At 74.9% G+C, this 18,582-nt stretch carries 15 protein-coding genes; 7 read left to right on the top strand and 8 right to left on the bottom strand.

The genetic code is table 11. The features are described 5' to 3' along the window. Positions 1–937: RDD family protein (locus V6U77_RS27470; protein ID WP_334609641.1), on the bottom strand; the 937-nt coding region annotated here is incomplete at its 3' end. A 33-nt stretch (positions 938–970) separates the two neighbouring features. Between V6U77_RS27470 and V6U77_RS27475 the strand changes: the two genes are divergently transcribed. Further along, on the top strand, positions 971–1,933 hold the full coding sequence (locus V6U77_RS27475; RefSeq protein WP_334609642.1) for a stage II sporulation protein M: 963 nt from the start codon (positions 971–973) through the stop codon (positions 1,931–1,933). Here V6U77_RS27475 and V6U77_RS27480 read toward each other — a convergent pair. The 5 genes from V6U77_RS27480 to V6U77_RS27500 are packed head-to-tail and all read right to left on the bottom strand — an operon-like array spanning position 1,924 to position 7,139. Further along, positions 1,924–3,234 (bottom strand): DUF58 domain-containing protein, encoded by a 1,311-nt coding sequence (locus V6U77_RS27480; protein WP_334609643.1) that lies wholly within the window; start codon positions 3,232–3,234, stop codon positions 1,924–1,926. The two genes, V6U77_RS27475 and V6U77_RS27480, sit on opposite strands and share 10 nt — an antisense overlap. Next, positions 3,231–4,223 (bottom strand): AAA family ATPase, encoded by a 993-nt coding sequence (locus V6U77_RS27485; RefSeq protein WP_334609644.1) that lies wholly within the window; start codon positions 4,221–4,223, stop codon positions 3,231–3,233. The genes V6U77_RS27480 and V6U77_RS27485 overlap by 4 nt, the downstream gene beginning before the upstream one ends. Beyond that, positions 4,220–5,737, bottom strand: a complete 1,518-nt coding sequence (locus V6U77_RS27490) for a DUF4350 domain-containing protein (RefSeq protein WP_334609645.1) — start codon at positions 5,735–5,737, stop codon at positions 4,220–4,222. The genes V6U77_RS27485 and V6U77_RS27490 overlap by 4 nt, the downstream gene beginning before the upstream one ends. After that, positions 5,734–6,300 carry a DUF4129 domain-containing protein gene (locus V6U77_RS27495; protein ID WP_334609646.1) on the bottom strand — a complete coding sequence of 189 codons (567 nt, stop codon included), beginning with the start codon at positions 6,298–6,300 and terminating at the stop codon, positions 5,734–5,736. The genes V6U77_RS27490 and V6U77_RS27495 overlap by 4 nt, the downstream gene beginning before the upstream one ends. Beyond that, positions 6,297–7,139 (bottom strand): hypothetical protein, encoded by an 843-nt coding sequence (locus tag V6U77_RS27500; RefSeq protein ID WP_334609647.1) that lies wholly within the window; start codon positions 7,137–7,139, stop codon positions 6,297–6,299. Before V6U77_RS27500 ends, V6U77_RS27495 begins: the two co-directional genes overlap by 4 nt. 199 nt (positions 7,140–7,338) lie before the next feature. On the opposite strand from V6U77_RS27500, the gene mtrA reads away from it, so the two are divergent. The 5 genes from mtrA to hpf all read left to right on the top strand — a co-directional run bounded on the left by mtrA (position 7,339) and on the right by hpf (position 13,208). Further along, positions 7,339–8,028, top strand: coding sequence for an MtrAB system response regulator MtrA (gene mtrA / locus V6U77_RS27505; protein WP_210835520.1), 690 nt, complete (start codon positions 7,339–7,341; stop codon positions 8,026–8,028). 12 nt (positions 8,029–8,040) lie between these two features. Next, on the top strand, positions 8,041–9,828 hold the full coding sequence (gene mtrB / locus V6U77_RS27510) for an MtrAB system histidine kinase MtrB (RefSeq protein ID WP_334609648.1): 1,788 nt from the start codon (positions 8,041–8,043) through the stop codon (positions 9,826–9,828). Continuing rightward, a complete protein-coding gene (locus V6U77_RS27515) occupies positions 9,825–11,621 on the top strand; it encodes an LpqB family beta-propeller domain-containing protein (protein WP_334609650.1) in 1,797 nt (598 codons plus the stop codon). The genes mtrB and V6U77_RS27515 overlap by 4 nt, the downstream gene beginning before the upstream one ends. A gap of 47 nt (positions 11,622–11,668) precedes the next feature. Further along, on the top strand, positions 11,669–12,331 hold the full coding sequence (locus V6U77_RS27520) for a ComF family protein (RefSeq protein ID WP_334609656.1): 663 nt from the start codon (positions 11,669–11,671) through the stop codon (positions 12,329–12,331). Positions 12,332–12,578: 247 nt separating this feature from the next. Beyond that, positions 12,579–13,208: a ribosome hibernation-promoting factor, HPF/YfiA family gene (hpf, locus tag V6U77_RS27525; RefSeq protein ID WP_334609652.1), complete on the top strand. Its 630-nt coding sequence runs from the start codon at positions 12,579–12,581 to the stop codon at positions 13,206–13,208. A 77-nt stretch (positions 13,209–13,285) separates the two neighbouring features. Here the strand turns inward: hpf and V6U77_RS27530 are convergent, their stop codons facing one another. After that, the gene (locus V6U77_RS27530; protein WP_334609653.1) at positions 13,286–14,395 is read right to left on the bottom strand and encodes a GNAT family N-acetyltransferase; all 1,110 of its coding nucleotides are present in this window, start codon (positions 14,393–14,395) and stop codon (positions 13,286–13,288) included. Continuing rightward, the gene (locus tag V6U77_RS27535) at positions 14,392–15,555 is read right to left on the bottom strand and encodes a GNAT family N-acetyltransferase (RefSeq protein WP_334609654.1); all 1,164 of its coding nucleotides are present in this window, start codon (positions 15,553–15,555) and stop codon (positions 14,392–14,394) included. Before V6U77_RS27535 ends, V6U77_RS27530 begins: the two co-directional genes overlap by 4 nt. 160 nt (positions 15,556–15,715) lie before the next feature. On the opposite strand from V6U77_RS27535, the gene secA reads away from it, so the two are divergent. Further along, positions 15,716–18,582: preprotein translocase subunit SecA (gene secA, locus V6U77_RS27540; protein WP_334609655.1), on the top strand; the 2,867-nt coding region annotated here is incomplete at its 3' end.

An 18,582-nucleotide genomic window follows, 5' to 3' on the forward strand; every position in this document is an offset into this window, starting at 1 on the left:
CCGGCCGGATCGGGCCGGCCGGCGCGTCGGGCCGGGTGGCGGGCGGCAGGGCCGGGCCGGGCGGCGCGGGCGGGCCGGGCACCAGTTCCGGCCAGAGCGTCGCGGTGGCGGTCCGGCCGAGACTCAGCCGGTACCTCGCCCGCCGGTGCCGCTCGCCGAGGACCGCGGCCAGGTAGACCGACTCGGGCATGCCCGCCGGCGGGGGCGGCGCGATCACCGCGGAGACCTCGGTCCACAGCCCGCGCCCCAGCCGCCCGCGCGCCGGCTCCGCCAGCTGGTGCACCCGCGCCAGGTACTGCCGCGCGGCCAGCGCCAGGCCGTCGTCCAACCGGCTCAGGTCCACGGTGTCCGCCCAGCCGGCGAGCGCGGGCACGGCGGTGGGGACGGGCCGCCAGGCGGTCGCCGCCCGGGTGTGCACGACCAGCGTGCCCGCGACGAGGTCGCCCAGCCGTCGCCCGCGCCGGTCGGTCACCATCACGGCGACCCCGGCCACCCAGCTCACCAGCGGCAGCACCAGGCCCGGCCACTCCACGGCCACCCCGACCAGCGCCCGGATCAGCGACTGCCGCGCCGCCACCGGGGCGCCGTCGGCGCTGACCACCCGCAGGCCGACGGCCATCTTGCCCAGCGTGCGGCCGTGGTTGAACCGCTCGCACAGCACCGGGTAGCCGACCAGCACCAGGATCATGCCCACCGTCGCGATCCCCCCGGCCAGGGCGCCGTCGACCAGCCCCTCCGGCAGGTTGAGCAGGACGACGCCGACGCTCATGGAGAGCACCAGCATCAGGGCCGCCTGGACCAGGACGTCGAGCAGCAGCGCGAGCACCCGGGAACCGATCCGGGCGGCGCGGACGTCCAGCTCCACGGCCTCCCCGCTGACCAGCCCGGCGTCGCCCCACGGGACGGGCCGGACCGGCGGTCGTGGTTGTGCGCTCACCCCGACAGTGAACACTATGATCGCCGGACGGGGGTGACGGTGGATCTCGACGCGTACGTCGCGGAACACGGCGGGCAGTGGCGACGGCTGGAGGAGCTCTCCGGGCGCGGTCGGCTCGACGCGGCCGAGGTCGACGAGCTGGTCGCCCTCTACCAGCGGGCGACCACCCAGCTTTCGGTGCTGCGCAGCCGCTCACCCGACCCGGCACTGGTCAGCCAGCTCTCCCAGGTGGTGCTGCGCGCCAGGGCCCGGCTCACCGGCCGGCCGCGCCCGTCGCGGGCGGCGCTCGGGCGGTTCTTCGTGGCCGGCTTCCCCGGCGCGGTCTACCGCGCGTGGCCCTGGTGGTGCGGGGTGGCGACGGGGTTCAGCCTGCTCAGCCTCTTCCTGATCTGGTTCGTCGCGGGCAACCCGGAGACGGCGGCGGCCTTCATCGGCGACGAGGCGGCCGCCGACCTGGTCGAGTCCGGTTTCGCCGGCTACTACACCGAGTTCGCCGCGCCGACGTTCGCCTTCCACCTGTGGACGCACAACGCCTGGCTCGCCGCCCAGTGCCTCGCCGCCGGGGTGCTGATCGTCCCCGTGCTCTACCTGCTCTGGCAGAACGCGCTCAACATCGGCGTGGTCGGCGGGGTGATGGTCGCCTACGGCCGCGCCGACGTCTTCTTCGGCCTGATCACCCCGCACGGGCTGCTGGAACTCACCGGGGTCTTCGTGGCCGCCGGGGTGGGCCTGCGCATCGGGTGGGCCTGGATCGCGCCGCCGACGCAGCTCACCCGGGGGCAGGCGGTGGCCCGGGCGGGACGCGAGGGCGTCCTGGTCGCGGTCGGACTGGTGGGGCTCTTCGCGGTGTCCGCCCTCATCGAGGCGTTCGTGACCCCCGCGCCCGTGCCGGTCGCGCTCCGCGTCGGCGTGGGCGCCGCCGTCTGGCTGGCCTTCCTGGCGTACGTGGTGCTCCTCGGCCGCCGTGCCGTCGCCGCCGAACCCGATCAGAGCTGACCGAGGGCCTTGAGTCGCAGGTAGGCGTCGGCGAGCGTGGGGGCCAGTCGGCCTGCCGGGGCGTCGACGACGGTCACGCCGTGCCGGCCCAGGGCGGCGCGGACCCGGTCGCGTTCGGCGAGCGTGCGCCAGGCCGCCGCAGCGGCGTAGGCGTCCCCGGGGCGCTGCGGGACGGTGGTGGTGAGGGCGGTCAGCACCGGGTCGTGCGTGGCCGCGATCACCACCCGGTGCCGGGCGGCCAGCCGGGGGAGCACCGGCAGCAGCCCCTCGCCGAGGGCGCCGGCCTCCAACGCGGTGAAGAGCACCACCAGGCTGCGCTGGCGCTGCCGGCGCAGCAGCTCGCCGGCGACGAGGTCGAAGTCCGTCTCCGCCAGCGTCGGCTGGAGCGGGGCGAGGGCGTGCACCACCCGGGAGAGCAGGGCCGGCCCGCCGCCGCCGCTCACCGTGGCCCGGACCGCCGTGTCGACGGCTAGCACGTCGACCCGGTCGCCGGCGCGGGCGGCCAGGGCGGTGAGCAGCAGCGCGGCGTCGATCGCGGTGTCCAGCCGGGGCTCGTCGCCGACCCGCACCGCCGACGTCCGGCCGGTGTCCAGTACGCACACCAGCCGGCGGTCCCGCTCTGGCCGCCACGTACGCACCAGCACGTCGGCCCGCCGGGCGCTCGCCCGCCAGTCGATCGAGCGCACGTCGTCGCCGACCACGTACTCGCGGAGGGTGTCGAACTCGGTGCCCTGGCCCCGCCCACGGCTCACCTGGGTGCCGTCGATGACCCGCAGGCGGGACAGCTTCTCCGGCAGGTGCCGGCGGGAGTCGAAGCGGGGCAGCACGCGTACCGTCCACGGCGGGGTGGCCGGCCGGCCGGAGCGCTGCCGGAACCCCAGCCCCAGCGGCCCGTACGAGCGCACCGTCAGCGCCACCGCCGGCCGGTCGCCGCGCCGCAGCGGGGTGAGCCGGCTGGGCAGGGCCACCGTCCCGCCCGGCTCGACGCGTACCTGCTGTGCCGGGGGCATGTCGGGGCGGGCGCCGGCGGAGGGCACCCAGGCGTCGCGGACCCGGGCCCGCAGCGTACGGCCGGAGGCGTTGTGCAGCAGCAGCGCGACGGTGGCGGTGCCGCCGAGCCGGACCGCGCGGTCACCCTGCCGGGCGGCCGTGAGCGCGCCCGGCGGCGCGGCGAGCGCCCGGTCGAGCAGCACCAGCAGCAGCACCGTCCCGGTCATCACCAGCAGGCCGGCGAACGGCGACGGCCAGGCCGGCAGGGTCAGCGCGCCGACCGCCAGCAGGAGCGCCGCCCGCCAGGTCATCGCGGCGTCGGCACGGTGGCGAGCACCGTGTCCAGCACCGCGTCCACGCCGACGCCCTCCAGTTCCACCTCGGGGCGCAGCCGCAGCCGGTGGCGCAGCGTCGGCCGGGCCACCGCCTTCACGTCGTCCGGTACGACGTGGTCGCGACCGGCCAGCCAGGCCCACGCCTTGGCCGTGTTGAGCAGCGCGGTGGCGCCCCGGGGCGAGGCGCCCAGCTCCAGCGCCGGGGTGTTGCGGGTGGCCCGGCAGAGGTCGACCATGTAGCCGAACAGCGGCTCGGCCACGTGCACCCGGCCGACCGCCGCCCGGGCCGCCGCCAGGTCGGCCGCGTCGGCCACCGGGCGTACGCCGGCGGCCGCCAGGTCGCGCGGGTCGAAGCCGGCGTGGTGCGCGCGGAGCACGCCCAGCTCCTCGTCCCGGTTGGGCAGCGGCACGGTGAGCTTGAGCAGGAACCGGTCGAGCTGCGCCTCCGGCAGCGGGTAGGTGCCCTCGTACTCGATCGGGTTCTGGGTGGCGGCGACGATGAACGGATCGGGCAACGGCCGCCGTTCGCCCTCCACCGAGACCTGTCGCTCCTCCATGACCTCCAGCAGCGCCGACTGGGTCTTCGGGGGCGTCCGGTTGATCTCGTCGGCGAGCAGCAGGTTGGTGAAGACCGGTCCCTCGCGGAAGGTGAAGGCGGCGGTGTGCGGGTCGAAGATCAGCGAGCCGGTGACGTCGCCCGGCATCAGGTCCGGGGTGAACTGCACCCGCTTGGACCCCAGGTCGAGGGCGGTGGCCACGGTGCGGATCAGCAGGGTCTTGGCGACGCCCGGCACGCCCTCCAGCAGCACGTGCCCGCGGCAGAGCAGGGCGATCACCAGGCCGGTGACGACCGCGTCCTGCCCGACGACCGCCTTGGCGACCTCGGCGCGCAGCCGGTGCAGGGCGGCGCGGGGGTCGACGGGATCGATGGTCGGCGGCTCGGCGGTGCCGGCGGGTCGGGTCACCGGGGGTCTCCTTCGGCTCGGTGCGGGGGCGGTACGGCGGGCGGTGGCGGCCCCTCGGCGGCCGGGGGCGGTCCCTCGTGGAACGGCACCGCGGCCGGAGACGGGGCGGGCGGGGGCGGCGCGTCGGTGGCGTGCGGGGCGACGGCGCGGGTGAGCCGGTCCAGCGCGCGGGCCAGGTCCAGCAGTTCCCCGTCGGTCTCGGGCCCGGCGCCGTGCAGCACCTCGTCGGTCCACCGCGGGTCGTCGCCGGTGCGGGCGGCCACCGCGGCGGCCACGTCGGCCGGCGGCGCGGTCGGCGGCAGGTGCAGCCGGGGCGTCAGGCGGTCGAGGGCGGCGGCCCGCAGCGTCCGGGCGGCGGCGTCGCGGGCACCGGCCTTCTCGTAGAGCCGCGCCCGGCCGAGCACCGTCTCGGCCGCACGGACCGTGACCGGCAGCGGCTCCACCGCCGGCGGTCCGAGCCGGCGGGCCCGCCAGAGCGCGGCCAGCAGGGCCGCCACGGCGAGCTGGGCCAGCAACGCCCACAGCCAGCCGGGGAAGGCGGACCACAACGGGTTGGGCGGGTCGGGTCTGTCGGCACGGTCCTCGGCGTCGCCGTCGTCGGAGTCCCCGTCGGGGTCTCCGCCGGAACCGCCGGGCCGCCCGTCACCGGTGCCGTCTCCCGTGCCGGTGCCGCTGCCCGGTCCGCCGTTCCCGGTGGAGCCGCCCGGCGTGGGCGACCAGGCCGGGCTCCCGGAGCTGCCGCCCCCGAAGACCGGCGGGGGCTCGGGGCCCGCCAGATCGAGCCACACCACCCGACCCGGCCCGCCGAGCAGCGCGGTGGCGAACGCCCGGTTGTCCCACTCGTCGATCCGGTCGTTGCGGAACGGGTCGCTGGCGCCCACCACCACCGTGCCGTCGGGGACCCGGGGCAGCAGGGCGAGCCCGTCGGCGAAGCAGAACCGGACGGGCGTCGAGGCGTCCGGGGTGGCCGCGTAGCGTTGCAGCCCGACCGCCGCCCGCCCCAGCTGGCGCAGCTCGGGCAACGGGCAGGGCAGGCCCCGGGCGTCCGGCTGCACCGCCTGGGCGGCCCACCGCCGGTCGGCGGGACGCACCGCCAGCCCGGCCGCCTCCAGCACCCGTCGCGGTGGATCCACCAGCACCACCCTGGTGGTCGAGGGCAGCGACTCCAGCGCGCCGACCGTGTCCGGGTGCAGCAGTGCCGGCGCCGGCACGAAGAGCGTGGCCGCCCGGTCGCGGGCGGCCAGCAGGGCACGCAGCGTGTCCGTCTCCCGCTGCACGGTGACGCCTCGCTCGCGCAGCGCGTCGGCGAGCCGGCTGCCGCCGTCGTCCCCGGTCGCGACGGGGGAGAGGAACCCCCGGTCGTCGGGGTCGGGCTGGTCGACCGCGTGGGTGACCAGGGTCGTGGTCAGCAGCAGCGCGGCCAGGCCGAGTGGGATCAGCAGCCGGTGCCAACGGCGCCGGGGAGCGGCGGCGGTCCGGGGGGCCGGCGGGGCGGCGGTGGCGGGTGCGCTCATGCTCGGGGCCCGTCCTCGGGGTGCCCGGTCAGCACCCGGTCCAGCTCGGCGGCGTGCTCGCGCATCCGGTGGTCGTGTTCGACGGAGGCCGGGCGTTGGCCGTACCAGAGTTCGGAGAAGATCGCGCCGGCGGCGCTCAGCGGCGGGCCGACCTGCGGCCGGCTGTCGGTCGCGGCCCGCACCAGCTCGACGACGGTCATGCCGGGCTGCGGCTGCGCCACGTGTCGGACGGCCAGCTCCCGGACCATCGCCCGCAGCCGCTCCCGGACGGCCTCGGCGTACCGGCCCTCGGCGGCGAGCCGGTCCGCGAGGGAGACGTACGCGGCAGCCGGCAGCTCGGGCTCGCGGGGCGCGGGGACGACCGGCGCCGGGGCGTCCGGCGGCGCGGGCTTGCGGCGGCGTCGGCGCAGCCGGGGCAGCCGCCGGGGGACCCAGGCCGGGAACGTGTACCAGCCGGCCGCGACCAGCACCGCGACGAGCACCAGCAGCAGCGCGACCAGGGGCAGTGGCACCCGGTCGCCGAGCGCCGCCGTGGTCTCGGTCCACCACCGGCTGAAGTTCATCGGCCGGCCGCCAGCAGCACGGCCTCGGGCGTGCCCGCCCGGGCGCGGGAGAGCCGGATGTCCAGTCCCTCGGTACGCATCCGGTTCTCCAGGTGCAGCACCGCGTCCAGGCAGGCCAGGGCCGGGTAGGCGACGCTGTTCACGCCCGCCCAGACGGCCAGCGACAGCCAGCCGGCCCAGGCCCGGTCGACGAGATCGAACGAATCCAGCCCGAGGTAGACGCCGATGCCGATGCCGAGGCGGACGATCCACCAGACCAGGTAGCCGAGCAGCCGGATCCAGCCGGCCCGGCCGGCGCCGCGGACGGCCAGCGCGGCGGAGCGCAGCGGGGCACGCAGCGGGTGCACCCGGTCCACGACCAGCGCCGGCGCCACGGCGCCGAGCAGGGCGAAGCCGATGAACCACCCCGGCCCGAACAGCGCGAGCCCGCACATCACCACGCCGGCCAGCGCGGCGAGCAGTGCGGTGGCGCCCCATCTCGCGCCGGCCGGGCGGAGCAGCTCCCGGGGGCCGACCGTGCGGCCGAACAGGGCGCCCCCCGCGGCGCGGGCGGCCGGGTTGCCGAGCAGCAGGACGATCACCGCCTCGGTGGCCGCGCCCACGGCCAGCAGCAGCCAGTACACGCCGAAGTGCCGGAACTCCGGGAGCCAGGCGGGTGGCGTCGCGCCGGCGGCGAGGCGCAGCGGGTACAGCAGGAGCTGTTCGGCCACGGCCAGCGCGAGGGCGACCGGCACCAGCACCCCGGCCTGGCCGCGCAGCAGCAGGACCGCGGAGTCCAGCAGCTCGCCGACCGTGAGGGGGCGGCGCGGGAGCACGGCGGTCGGGCCGGCGTCGGGCACGCGTACTCCTGGGGAGGGACGGCGGTGGCGCGTGACGGCGCACGCGGGGATCATGGTGACACGCCCGTTCCGATCGGGTGGACCCGCACGTCGGGGCGGCGACGCCGGGCACCTGCTGCTGGGCGGCGAGGTCCCACGGCAGTACCGTGCCGGGTGACGGGGATCCCACCGAACTGAAGGGGATGGAAACATTAACCCCATGAGAGCCCGGGTACTGGTGGTCGACGACGACCCCGCGCTCGCCGAGATGCTCGGCATCGTCCTGCGCAGCGAGGGCTTCCTGCCCTCCTTCGTCGCCGACGGGGAGCGGGCGCTGGCCGCGTTCCGCGAGAACCGCCCGGACATCGTCCTGCTCGACCTCATGCTCCCCGGCATGAGCGGCATCGACGTGGCGCGGTCGATCCGGGCCGAGTCGGGCGTGCCGATCGTCATGCTGACCGCCAAGAGCGACACCGTCGACGTGGTGCTCGGCCTGGAGTCCGGGGCCGACGACTACGTGGTCAAGCCGTTCAAGCCCAAGGAGCTGGTCGCCCGGATGCGGGCGCGGCTGCGCCGGGGCGAGGACGTCGCCCCGGAGATGCTGACCATCGGGCCGCCCGGCAACCAGATCACCATCGACGTGCCGGCGCACACCGTCAGCCGCGACGGCGAGGAGGTGAAGCTGACGCCGCTGGAGTTCGACCTGCTGGTCGCGCTCGCCCGCAAGCCGCGCCAGGTGTTCACCCGCGAGGTGCTGCTGGAGCAGGTCTGGGGCTACCGGCACGCGGCGGACACCCGGCTGGTCAACGTGCACGTGCAGCGGCTGCGAGCCAAGATCGAGCCGGATCCGGAGCGGCCGGAAATCATCCTCACCGTGCGGGGCGTGGGCTACAAGGCGGGCACCGGATAGCCTGGTCACACTGTGGCCACCTCCCCGATTCCGGACCCCCCGACGGCAGACCCGCGCAGGCGTGTCGCCGTGCGGGAGCTGTGGCGCGGGGTGAGCGGCCGGGCCGCGCGCCTGCTCACCGGGTCGCGTCAGGCCTGGCGGCGGTCGCTGCAGCTGCGGGTGGTGACCATCACACTGGTCGCCTCCAGCCTGCTCGTGGGCGGCTTCGCCTACCTGATCGCCGACAAGATCACCGGCATCCTCGTGGAGAACGTCGAGACCGACGTGGGGCTGCGGCTGGACAGCGGCGCGGCGTACGCGGCGAAGCAGTTCGGCCTCTACAACCAGCCGCAGGAGACGCAGCTCCAGGAGACCATCGAGGGCACGGTCAACTACCTGGCCGGCGGTGACCCGCAGCAGACCACCGGCGTGATCGTGGCGCTCGCCGCCGACAACCACACCGGGGCCATCCAGCCCCGCTCCTCGCCCGCCGTCAACGTCCGCCCGCTGATCAGCCCGGAGCTGCGCGAGACGGTCGCCGGGGGCAAGGTCGCCAGCCAGATCCGCACCGGGCGCCTCGGCGAGGAGCGCACGAAGTACCTGGTCTACGGCTCCCCGGTGCCCACCCGGTTCGGTCAGGTGGAGCTCTACTACCTCGTGCCGCTGGCCCGGCAGGACGCCACGGCCGCCGAGGTCCGGGACACCGTGGCCGCCACCGGGGCGGCCCTGGTGCTCCTGCTCGGCCTGCTCGCCGGCCTGGTCACCCGGCTGGTGGTGACCCCGGTGCGGGTCGCCGCCCGGACGGCCCAGCGGCTCTCCGCCGGCCTGCTCGACCAGCGCATGGTGGTCAGCGGCGAGGACGACCTCGCCCTGCTCGCGGCGTCGTTCAACCAGATGGCGACGAACCTGCAACGGCAGATCCTGCGGTTGGAGGAGATGTCCCGGCTGCAACGCCGCTTCACCTCCGACGTCTCGCACGAGCTGCGCACCCCGCTGACCACGGTCCGGATGGCCGCCGACCTGATCTTCGCGGAGCGCGACGAGTTCGACCCGGCGGTGGCCCGCAGCGCCGAGCTGCTCCAGGCCGAGCTGGACCGGTTCGAGGAGCTGCTGACCGACCTGCTGGAGATCAGCCGTTTCGACGCCGGCTTCGCCATGCTGGACTCCGAGCCGACCGACCTGGTGCCGGTGGTGCACCGGGTGGCCGACCGGCTGGCCGGTCTCGCCGAGCGCGTCGGGGTGGCCATCGAGCTGGACGTCCCCGGCACCCCGGTGATCGCCGAGGTAGACCCCCGGCGGGTGGAGCGGGTGCTGCGCAACCTGGTCGGCAACGCCGTCGAGCACGGCGAGGCCAAGCCGGTGCTGATCACGCTCGGGGTGGACGACACGGCGGTGGCGATCACCGTCCGCGACCACGGGGTGGGGCTCAAGCCGGGCGAGGAGAAGCTGGTGTTCAACCGCTTCTGGCGGGCCGACCCGTCCCGCGCCCGGCAGACCGGCGGCACCGGGCTCGGCCTGTCGATCAGCCTGGAGGACGCCCGGCTGCACGGCGGCTGGCTGGAGGCCTGGGGATCCCCCGGGCAGGGCGCCCAGTTCCGGCTCACCCTGCCGTCGCGGGCCGGCGACCGGTTGACCACCTCACCGCTGCGGCTGGTCCCGGCCGACGCCACGTTGCCCTTCGGCGGTCCCCGGGCGGGCGGGTCGCTCGCCATCGGCCCCGGCACTCAGGGCGCACTCGCGATCGGTCCGGGCGCCGACGGCGCGCTGACCGTCGGTCCGGGGCGGCCGGGCAACGGCGGGCGGGCGGAGGTGGGGTCGTGAGGCGTCGGCTGCTCGCCGGGCTGCTCGGCGGCGCGCTGCTGCTGGGCGGCGCGGTCGGCTGCGGCATTCCGGAGAACACCGACGTACGGGTGGATGGCCCGGGACCGGCGGCGGAGGGCGGCTCGACCAGCGGCAGCCGGGGCGAGCCCCCGAGCCGGAGCGCGGCCGGCACCGACGACGAGCAGTTCGTCCAGAACTTCCTCTCCGCCGCGGCCGGTGAACCGGACGGGGCGTACCAGCGGGTCCGGCAGTTCATCGTGCCGGCGGACCGCGACCGCCTCCAGACCAAGCAGGGCAGCGAGGTCGCGCTGGCCGTCGTCCGGCTCACCGAGGAGCCGGTGATCGTGTACGCCCCGGACCGGACCGAGGTCACCCTCAAGGTGCAGCAGGTCGGGCAGCTGCGCACCGACGGCACGCTGGGCCCGCCGGAGACCAGCACCACGGCGTACACCTTCGAGCTGCGCAGCCAGCCCGGGCAGGAGAGCCTGACGGACGGCGGGCTGTACGTGGCGAGCCCGCCCACCTCGCTGCTGCTCAGCGTCGAGGCGCTGGAGACGTACTACCAGAGCCGGACGATCTACTTCTGGAACAACGACCGCACCCGCCTCGTCCCCGACCAGCGTTACCTGCCCCTCGCCGTGCCGGACGAGCGGCGGGTGAGCGAGGTGGTCAAGTGGCTGACCGCCGGGCCCTCGGCCTGGCTCGGCACGGCCGTGCGCCGGCTGCCGGACGGCACCCGCCTGATCAACAACGCCACCCGGACGGACGGCCGCTGGGAGGTCGACCTGGAGATGCCGGAGGACAAGGCCCGGCTGGAGCAGCTCGGCACGCAACTCGCCTGGTCGCTGTCGGACCTCGACGGGCCGCTCGACATCAAGATCCGCAACCAGTCCCAGGAGTTCATCCCGGACCTGGAGCGGCGCCGCCGGGAGCGCCCGGTGCACCAGCTCATGGACAATCCGCAGCGGTTCTGCGTCTACGAGGGAGCCGTCCACCCGCTCGCCTACGCCGGGGAGCCGAGCGGTCGGGTGCCCGTGGACGCCAAGGCGAACCGGAACGTCGTGTCCGCCGGGTTCAGCCGCGCCGACAACCAGATCCTGGCGGCGCTGGTGGTCACCGACGCCAACCGTCAGTGGCTCTCCGTGGGCACCGGCGCCGACCCGGTGCCCGTCCTCACCCGCAGCGCCAAGGGCTACGCCGCCATGAGCCGCCCCGTCTGGCTGCGTTCGACCTACCGGGGGCAGCCGGCCGGGCTGGTGGTCGCCGACGGCAGCCTCTACCGCTTCGACGCCCAGGCGCAGCTCACCGCCGTGTCGCTGGGCGTACCCGGCCCGGTGACCGCGGTGGCGGCCTCGCTGGACGGCCACCGCATCGCCGTCATCGCCGGGGGCACGCTCCACGTCGCCGCCCTCAGCCCCGACGGCTCGGGGGTCACCCCCGGCCCGGCCCGCCGGCTGCACACCCGGCTGACCAGCCTGTCGGCCGTCGACTGGTACGGCGAGAACACCCTGGTCCTCGCGGGCGCGGTCGGTCGCCCGGCGGTGTACGAGGTCAGCGTGGACGGCGCCCGGGAGAGCCGGCTGGAGGACAAGATCGGCGCCCGCGTGACGCACCTCGCCGCGTACCCCGCGGACGCCGTGGGGCGCCCCGGCGCCGCGATGTACGAGGCCAACGGGGTGGCGTACCGCAGCGGCCCGTTCGAGCGCATCCAGCCCGAGCAGGTGCAGGAGGTCACGCCGCCGTCGGACGGCGCGCGCGCCGGCAACCCGACCGCCCCCTTCTTCCTCTACTGACTGCCGTGCGGGATCTCGGCGGGCTCTGGGCGGACCTCACCGACCTGGTGCTGCCGGTGGAGTGCGCCGGGTGCCGCGAGCGCCGCCCGGGGCTCCGGCACGGCGTCTGCCCGGAGTGCGCGGCGACGCTCGGCGCGCTGCGCCCCAGGGCCGTACGTCCCACACCCGCCCCGCCCGACCTGCCGCCCTGCGTCGCCCTCGGCCCGTACGCCGGCCCGCTGCGGGAGGCGCTGCTGGCGTACAAGGACCACGGCCGGCACGGGCTGGCCCGGCCGCTGGGGGCGCTGCTGGCCGAGGTCGTGGCGGCGGCGGTGGGCGAGACCCGCCCGGTGACGCTGGTGCCGGTGCCGGACACCGCGGCGGCGGCCCGCGCCCGCTACGGCGACCACCTCGACCGGCTGACCCGGCACTGCGCGGACCGGCTGCGCCGGGCGGGCTGGCCGGTGCTGGTGCGCCGCCCCCTGCGGGCCCTGCCCCGCGCCGACTCGGTGACGCTGGACAGCGCCGCTCGGGCGGCGGCGGCCGAGTCCGCGTTCCGGGTCCGGCGGCGGGTCCCCTCCGGGCCCGACGGGGCGGCGGTGGTGGTGCTCGACGACATCCTGACCACGGGCGCCACCCTCGCCGCGGTGGGCCGGGCGCTGACCGCGAGCGGACTGTCACCCACGGTGGCCGCGGTGCTCGCCGCGACCGAGAAACGGCACCGACCGTAGCGCTGCGTGTTCCCGTTTCACCCGTTGGTGTATGAGCTGTGAAAATTTGTTGATCGTCGCGGCGACCGGGGGTGACTGTCGGGCGAACAGGAGTTAGCGTTTTCCTGTCGGGGTAGGAGGTCTTTTCCACCCGCCCCCGGCGGTGAAAGGAGGCGTAGCCGCACTGACCGGTCGACGCCGAGTGGGACCTCCCCCGGGGCGTACGGCCGGATGCCGGAAGAACGACCGTCCGAACTAGGGAGGTCACATGGACATCGTGGTCAAGGGCCGTAACGTCGAAGTGCCGGATCATTACCGGGTGCACGTGGCGGAGAAACTCGCGAAGATCGAACGCTACGACCACAAACTTATTCGTGTCGATGTAGAGCTGTTTCACGAGCGCAATCCGCGCCAGGCGGACCACTGCCAGCGCGTCGAAATCACGTGCGTTTCCCGTGGCCCGGTGATGCGGGCGGAGGCATGCACGAACGACTTCTACAGCGCGCTCGACGCGGCCATAGCCAAGCTGGACACCCGGTTGCGCCGGGCGGCCGACCGTCGCCGCGTCCACCGGGGCCGGCACGCGCCGCTCTCCGTCGCCGCCGCCACCGCCGGCCTGCCGGTCGCCGGCCTCGACGCGCCGCTGGGGGCGTCCCCCGACGGCTCCGGCACGGCCACCGCCGTCGCCGAACGGACCGAGGAGGAGCACGACCAGCCCTGGCACATCGCGCGGGAGAAGGTCCACCCCGCCGAGCCGATGACCGTCGACGACGCCCTGTTCCAGATGGAACTCGTCGGCCACGACTTCTACCTGTTCCAGGACAAGGAGTCCGGCCGTCCGAGCGTCGTCTACCGGCGGCACGCCTACGACTACGGCATCATCTCCCTCGCCGTCTGATCCTCACGGGTCGTGGTGGCGGCCCACGCCGCCACCACGGCACCCGGGCGGGACCCTCCGGGGCGCCACGCGCCGGGTCACCGCAGGTCGTCGGGGAGCAGCGCGAAGACCAGGTCGTCGAGGCGGGTGCCGGCGAGCCCCGGCAGCCGCCCGCGCAGCAGGCCCTCCCGGCGGAAACCCACCCGCTCCAGCACCCCGTGCGAGACGGTGTTGTCGGGCACGGTGCCGGCGACCAGCCGGGCGATGCCGGCCGGGCCGAACGCCCAGCCGGCCAGCAGCCGTACCGCCCGGGTGGCCAGCCCGCGTCCCCGCTGGTCGGGCAGGAGCGCGTAGCCGATCGAACCCTCACCGGCCTCCGGGTCGGAGAGGCTGAGCCCGCAACTGCCCGCCGGCTCGCCGGTGACCGCGTCGACGATCAGCATGCGGGCGATGGTGCCGGTGAGCCACGCGCTCTCGGCCAGCAGGCAACGCCGCTCGACGGCCGCCCGGGTCGGGGGCACCGGCGGGGCCTGGTTCGCCACCACCTCCGGCCGCGTGTGCAGGCGGTACATCACCTCGACGTCGTCCGGGCCGAGCCGGCGGAGGGTCACCACGCCGTCGGCGAGCCGGCCGTCGGGCAGGTCCGGCAGGAGCCGGGGGGCGGGACCGGGCGGGTCGTCGGCGAGCCGTACCCAGGCGAGCAGGTCCGTCCGGCCGCCGCCGCGCACCTGGCCGGCCGCCCGGCGTACCCCCTCGTGGGTGAAGCCGGCGGCGAGCGCCACCCGCTGGCTGGCCGGGTTCTCGGCGTGGGTCATCAGTTCCAGCCGGTCGATACCGTGCCGGAGCGCGGAGTCGGCCAGGGCCCGCGTCGCGGCGGTGGCGATCCCGCGCCGCCGCGCCCACGGCGCGACCCAGTAGCCAACCTCCGCCTGCCGTCGCGCCGCCACGACCTGGCCGATGCCCGCGCCGCCGACCAGCCGGTCGGCGGCCGAATCGGCGATGGCGTACGCGGCCCCGCCGGCGGCCCAGGCCGCGGGAGCGCCCTCGGCGATCCACCAGCGGGCGTCGGCCTCGGTGTACGGCTGCGGCATGCCGGGGTTGAACCGCAGGTTGACCGGGTCGCCGCAGCCCGCGGCGAGGTCGGCGACGTCGCCGGGGTGAAACTGCCGCAGCCGCACCCCGTCGGCCTCGATCACCTCGGGCGTCACGTCAGGTCCTCGGCCAACAGCGCGCCGACCCAGGCGTCCACCCGTTCGCCACGGTGGGTGAGCCCGCCCCGGGCAGTGCCCTCGACCGTGAAGCCCGCCTTCTCGGCGACCCGACGGGAGGCGGTGTTGCCGACGTTGGCCCGCCACTCGATCCGGGCCAGGCCCAGCGTGGTGAAGCCCCAGGCGCCGAGCGCGGTCAGCGCGGCCGGCAGGTAGCCGTGGCCCCGGGCCCGGGGGGCGGCCATGAAGCCCACGTCGGCCATCAGCGGGTCGGCGGCGGAGAGCCGCAGGTCGATCGTGCCGACGTACCGGTCCTCGGCGTCGGCGACCACGAAGCAGGCGCTGCTGCCGCCGGCCCAGGTGTCGCGGGTGTAGTCGAGGTACGACTCGGCGTCCGCCCGCTCGTACGGGTCGGGCACGCTGGTCCACCGGACGGTCTCCCGGTCCCGGCAGGTGTCGGCGATCGCGTCCAGGTCGCGCTCCTCCATCGGGCGCAGCCGCAGCTCGGTGGCGCCGGCGGTGGCGAAGAGGACGGGCTGGGGCCCGCCGAAGACGGCGGCGCGGCGGGCCTCCAGGGTGCCCGGGCCGGCCGGACCGGCCTCCCCGGGCGCGGGCACCTCGCCGGGGAGCAGGGAGCCGATCCAGCCCGCGGCGCTGCCGTCGGGGGCGGGGTCGGCGAGCCGCAGCCGGCCCTCGACGCGGAAGCCCGCCCGGAGCGCGACCAGGCGGGAGGCGTGGTTGCCGACCTCGGCCTGCCAGATCAGCCGGCGCAGCGCCAGCGAGTCGAAGGCCCAGCGGGCGACGGCCCGGCTGGCCCGGACGGCCACGCCCGTGCCCCGGGCCCAGGGCGCGGTCCAGTAGCCGATCTCGGCGGAGCGCAGGCCGGTGTCGATCGAGACCAGCCCGCACGAGCCGACCAGCCCGCCGGTCGCGGCGTCGCAGACCGCGAACGGCGCCCCGGTGCCCGCCGCCCAGTCCGCCGTGGCCACCTCGGTGACGAACCTGAGGGCGTGTTCGGTCAGGTACGGGCGCGGTACGGTGGTCCAGCGCTGGATGTCCGGGTCCTGGCACGCCCGGTGCACCGCGTCGGCGTCGGTCGCCCGCCAGGGTCGCAGCAACAGTCCGGCCTCGGTGATCTCCACAGGTTCCACCCGAGCCATCGTGCCGGACCGTTCGCGGACGGCGTAACCGGATTTCGGCGGCGCGGCGCGTGTCGGGCGTGTTATGTCGGTTTCGCCGACTCGGAGGGCCGCCACCAGTGACCATCGTGCCGATGAAGCGCCTACGATGGTTCGAGACTGTCTAGGGGAGCGTTGATCCGTGTCGATTCTGGAAAAGGTCCTCCGCGCGGGCGAGGGCCGTATGGTGCGCCGGCTGAAGGCCATCGCCGCCGCCGTCAACTCGATCGAGGACGACTACGTCAACCTCAGCGACGACGAGCTGCGCGGCATGACCGACCAGTTCAAGGAGCGGCTCGCCGACGGCGAGACCCTCGACGACCTGCTGCCGGAGGCGTTCGCGGTCTGCCGTGAGGCGGCCGCCCGGGTGCTGGGCCAGCGGCCCTACGACGTCCAGGTGATGGGCGGCGCGGCGCTGCACTTCGGCAACATCGCCGAGATGAAGACCGGTGAGGGCAAGACCCTGACCTCGGTCATGCCGGTCTACCTCAACGCGCTCTCCGGCGACGGCGTGCACGTCATCACGGTCAACGACTACCTGGCCCAGCGCGACGCCGCCTGGATGGGCCGGGTGCACGAGTTCCTCGGCCTCACCGTCGGCGTGGTGCTGCCCAACCGGCCGGCCGCCGAGCACCGGGCCGCCTACGAGTGCGACATCACCTACGGCACCAACAACGAGTTCGGCTTCGACTACCTGCGCGACAACATGGCGTGGTCGAAGGAGGAGCTGGTCCAGCGCGGCCACAACTTCGCGGTGGTCGACGAGGTCGACTCGATCCTCATCGACGAGGCCCGCACCCCGCTGATCATCTCCGGCCCGGCCGAGCACTCCGCCCGCTGGTACGGCGAGTTCGCGGGCGTCGTGGCCCGGCTGCAGCCCGGCAAGGACGGCGAGGGCGACTACGAGGTCGACCACTCCAAGCGCACCATCGCGGTCACCGAGCGCGGCGTGGCCAAGGTCGAGGACCGTCTGGGCATCGACAACCTCTACGAGTCGGTCAACACCCCGCTGGTGGGCTACCTCAACAACGCCATCAAGGCCAAGGAGCTCTACAAGCGCGACAAGGACTACATCGTCAGCGACGGCGAGGTTCTGATCGTCGACGAGTTCACCGGGCGCATCCTGCACGGCCGCCGTTACAACGAGGGCATGCACCAGGCCATCGAGGCCAAGGAGGGGGTGGAGATCAAGCAGGAGAACCAGACCCTGGCCACCATCACCCTCCAGAACTACTTCCGCCTCTACGACAAGCTCTCCGGCATGACCGGTACCGCCCAGACCGAGGCGGGCGAGTTCAACAAGGTCTACAAGGTCGGCGTGGTGACGATCCCGACCCACCGGCCGATGGTCCGGCAGGACCGGCCGGACGTGATCTACAAGACCGAGAAGGCCAAGTTCAACGCCGTGGTGGAGGACATCGCCGAGCGGCACGCGATGGGCCAGCCGGTGCTCGTCGGCACGGTCTCGGTGGAGAACTCCGAGATCATCTCCCAGCTGCTGCGCCGGCGCGGCATCCCGCACTCCGTGCTGAACGCCAAGTTCCACGCCCGCGAGGCCGAGATCGTCGCCCAGGCGGGCCGCAAGGGCGCCGTCACCGTCGCCACCAACATGGCCGGCCGCGGCACCGACATCCTGCTCGGTGGCAACGCCGAGTTCCTCGCCGCCAACGAGCTGCGCCAGCGCGGCCTCGACCCGATCGAGCAGGAGGAGGAGTACGCCAAGGCGATGGAGGAGGTCCTGCCCCAGTGGAAGCAGGCCTGCGAGGCCGAGGCGGAGGAGGTCGCCGCCGCCGGTGGCCTCTACGTGCTGGGCACCGAGCGGCACGAGTCCCGCCGCATCGACAACCAGCTGCGCGGCCGGTCGGGCCGACAGGGTGACCCCGGCGAGTCCCGCTTCTACCTCTCCCTCCAGGACGAGCTGATGAAGCGCTTCCGCTCCGGCGCCGTCGAGGCGGTCATGGAGCGCTTCAACATCCCGGAGGACGTGCCCATCGAGTCGAAGATGGTCACCAAGCAGATCAAGAGCGCGCAGGCCCAGATCGAGGGTCAGAACGCCGAGATCCGCAAGAACGTCCTCAAGTACGACGAGGTCATGAACAAGCAGCGCCAGGTGATCTACGCCGAGCGGCTGCGGGTGCTCAACGGCGAGGACCTCTCCGACCAGGTCCGCAACATGATCGACGACGTCGTCGGCGCGTACGTGCAGGGGGCCACCGCCGACGGCTACGCCGAGGACTGGGACCTGGAGCAGCTCTGGGCCAGCCTCAAGCAGCTCTACCCCGTGGGTATGACGATCGACGAGCTGGAGGAGGAGGCCGGCGGCTCTCGGGCCGGCATCGACGCGGACTTCCTGCTCTCCCGCCTCAAGGAGGACGCGCACGCCGCGTACGACCGGCGCGAGGAGCAGCTCGGTGAGGAGGGCACCCGCCAGCTGGAGCGGATGGTCCTGCTCCAGGTCATCGACCGCAAGTGGCGCGAGCACCTCTACGAGATGGACTACCTCCAGGAGGGCATCAGCCTGCGGGCGTACGCCCAGCGCGACCCGGTGGTGGAATACCAGCGCGAGGGCTTCGACATGTTCGCCACCATGATGGACGGCATCAAGGAGGAGACGGTCGGCTTCCTCTACAACCTCGAGGTCCAGGTCAACGAGCCGGAGCCCGAGGCCGAGGAGGTCCAGCTGCTGGACAAGCCGGTCGAGATCCGGGCCAAGGGCCTGGGCAGGGCGCCGCAGCAGCAGGGCCTGCAGTACTCCGCGCCGACCATCGACGGCGAGGCCGGCGCCGGCGCCGTTGCGGTCGAGCGCGACGAGCAGCAGGCCCCCGCGCTGGGCGTCGGTCGTCCGGCTCCGGCCGCCCCGGCCGCGCCGGGCACGACCGCCCCGGCGGCACCGCAGCGCCCGGCGTCGGGCCTGCGCGGCCCGGGCGTCCCGGCGGCCAGCAACCGGCGGGTGGGGCCGGGGCAGGCGGAGGCAGGCAACGGACCGTCCCGCAACGGGCCGTGGCCGTG

The sequence above is a fragment of the Micromonospora sp. CPCC 205546 genome, assembly GCF_036902715.1.
Classification (GTDB): Bacteria; Actinomycetota; Actinomycetes; order Mycobacteriales; family Micromonosporaceae; genus Micromonospora.

Excerpts from the sequence above, each read along its gene's own strand:
- V6U77_RS27535 (WP_334609654.1), bottom strand. The coding sequence starts at position 15,555 with ATGGCTCGGGTGGAACCTGTGGAGATCACCGAGGCCGGACTGTTGCTG.
- V6U77_RS27480 (WP_334609643.1), bottom strand. The coding sequence starts at position 3,234 with ATGACCTGGCGGGCGGCGCTCCTGCTGGCGGTCGGCGCGCTGACCCTG.
- V6U77_RS27490 (WP_334609645.1), bottom strand. The coding sequence starts at position 5,737 with ATGAGCGCACCCGCCACCGCCGCCCCGCCGGCCCCCCGGACCGCCGCC.
- mtrA (WP_210835520.1), top strand. The coding sequence starts at position 7,339 with ATGAGAGCCCGGGTACTGGTGGTCGACGACGACCCCGCGCTCGCCGAG.
- V6U77_RS27495 (WP_334609646.1), bottom strand. The coding sequence starts at position 6,300 with ATGAACTTCAGCCGGTGGTGGACCGAGACCACGGCGGCGCTCGGCGAC.
- hpf (WP_334609652.1), top strand. The coding sequence starts at position 12,579 with ATGGACATCGTGGTCAAGGGCCGTAACGTCGAAGTGCCGGATCATTAC.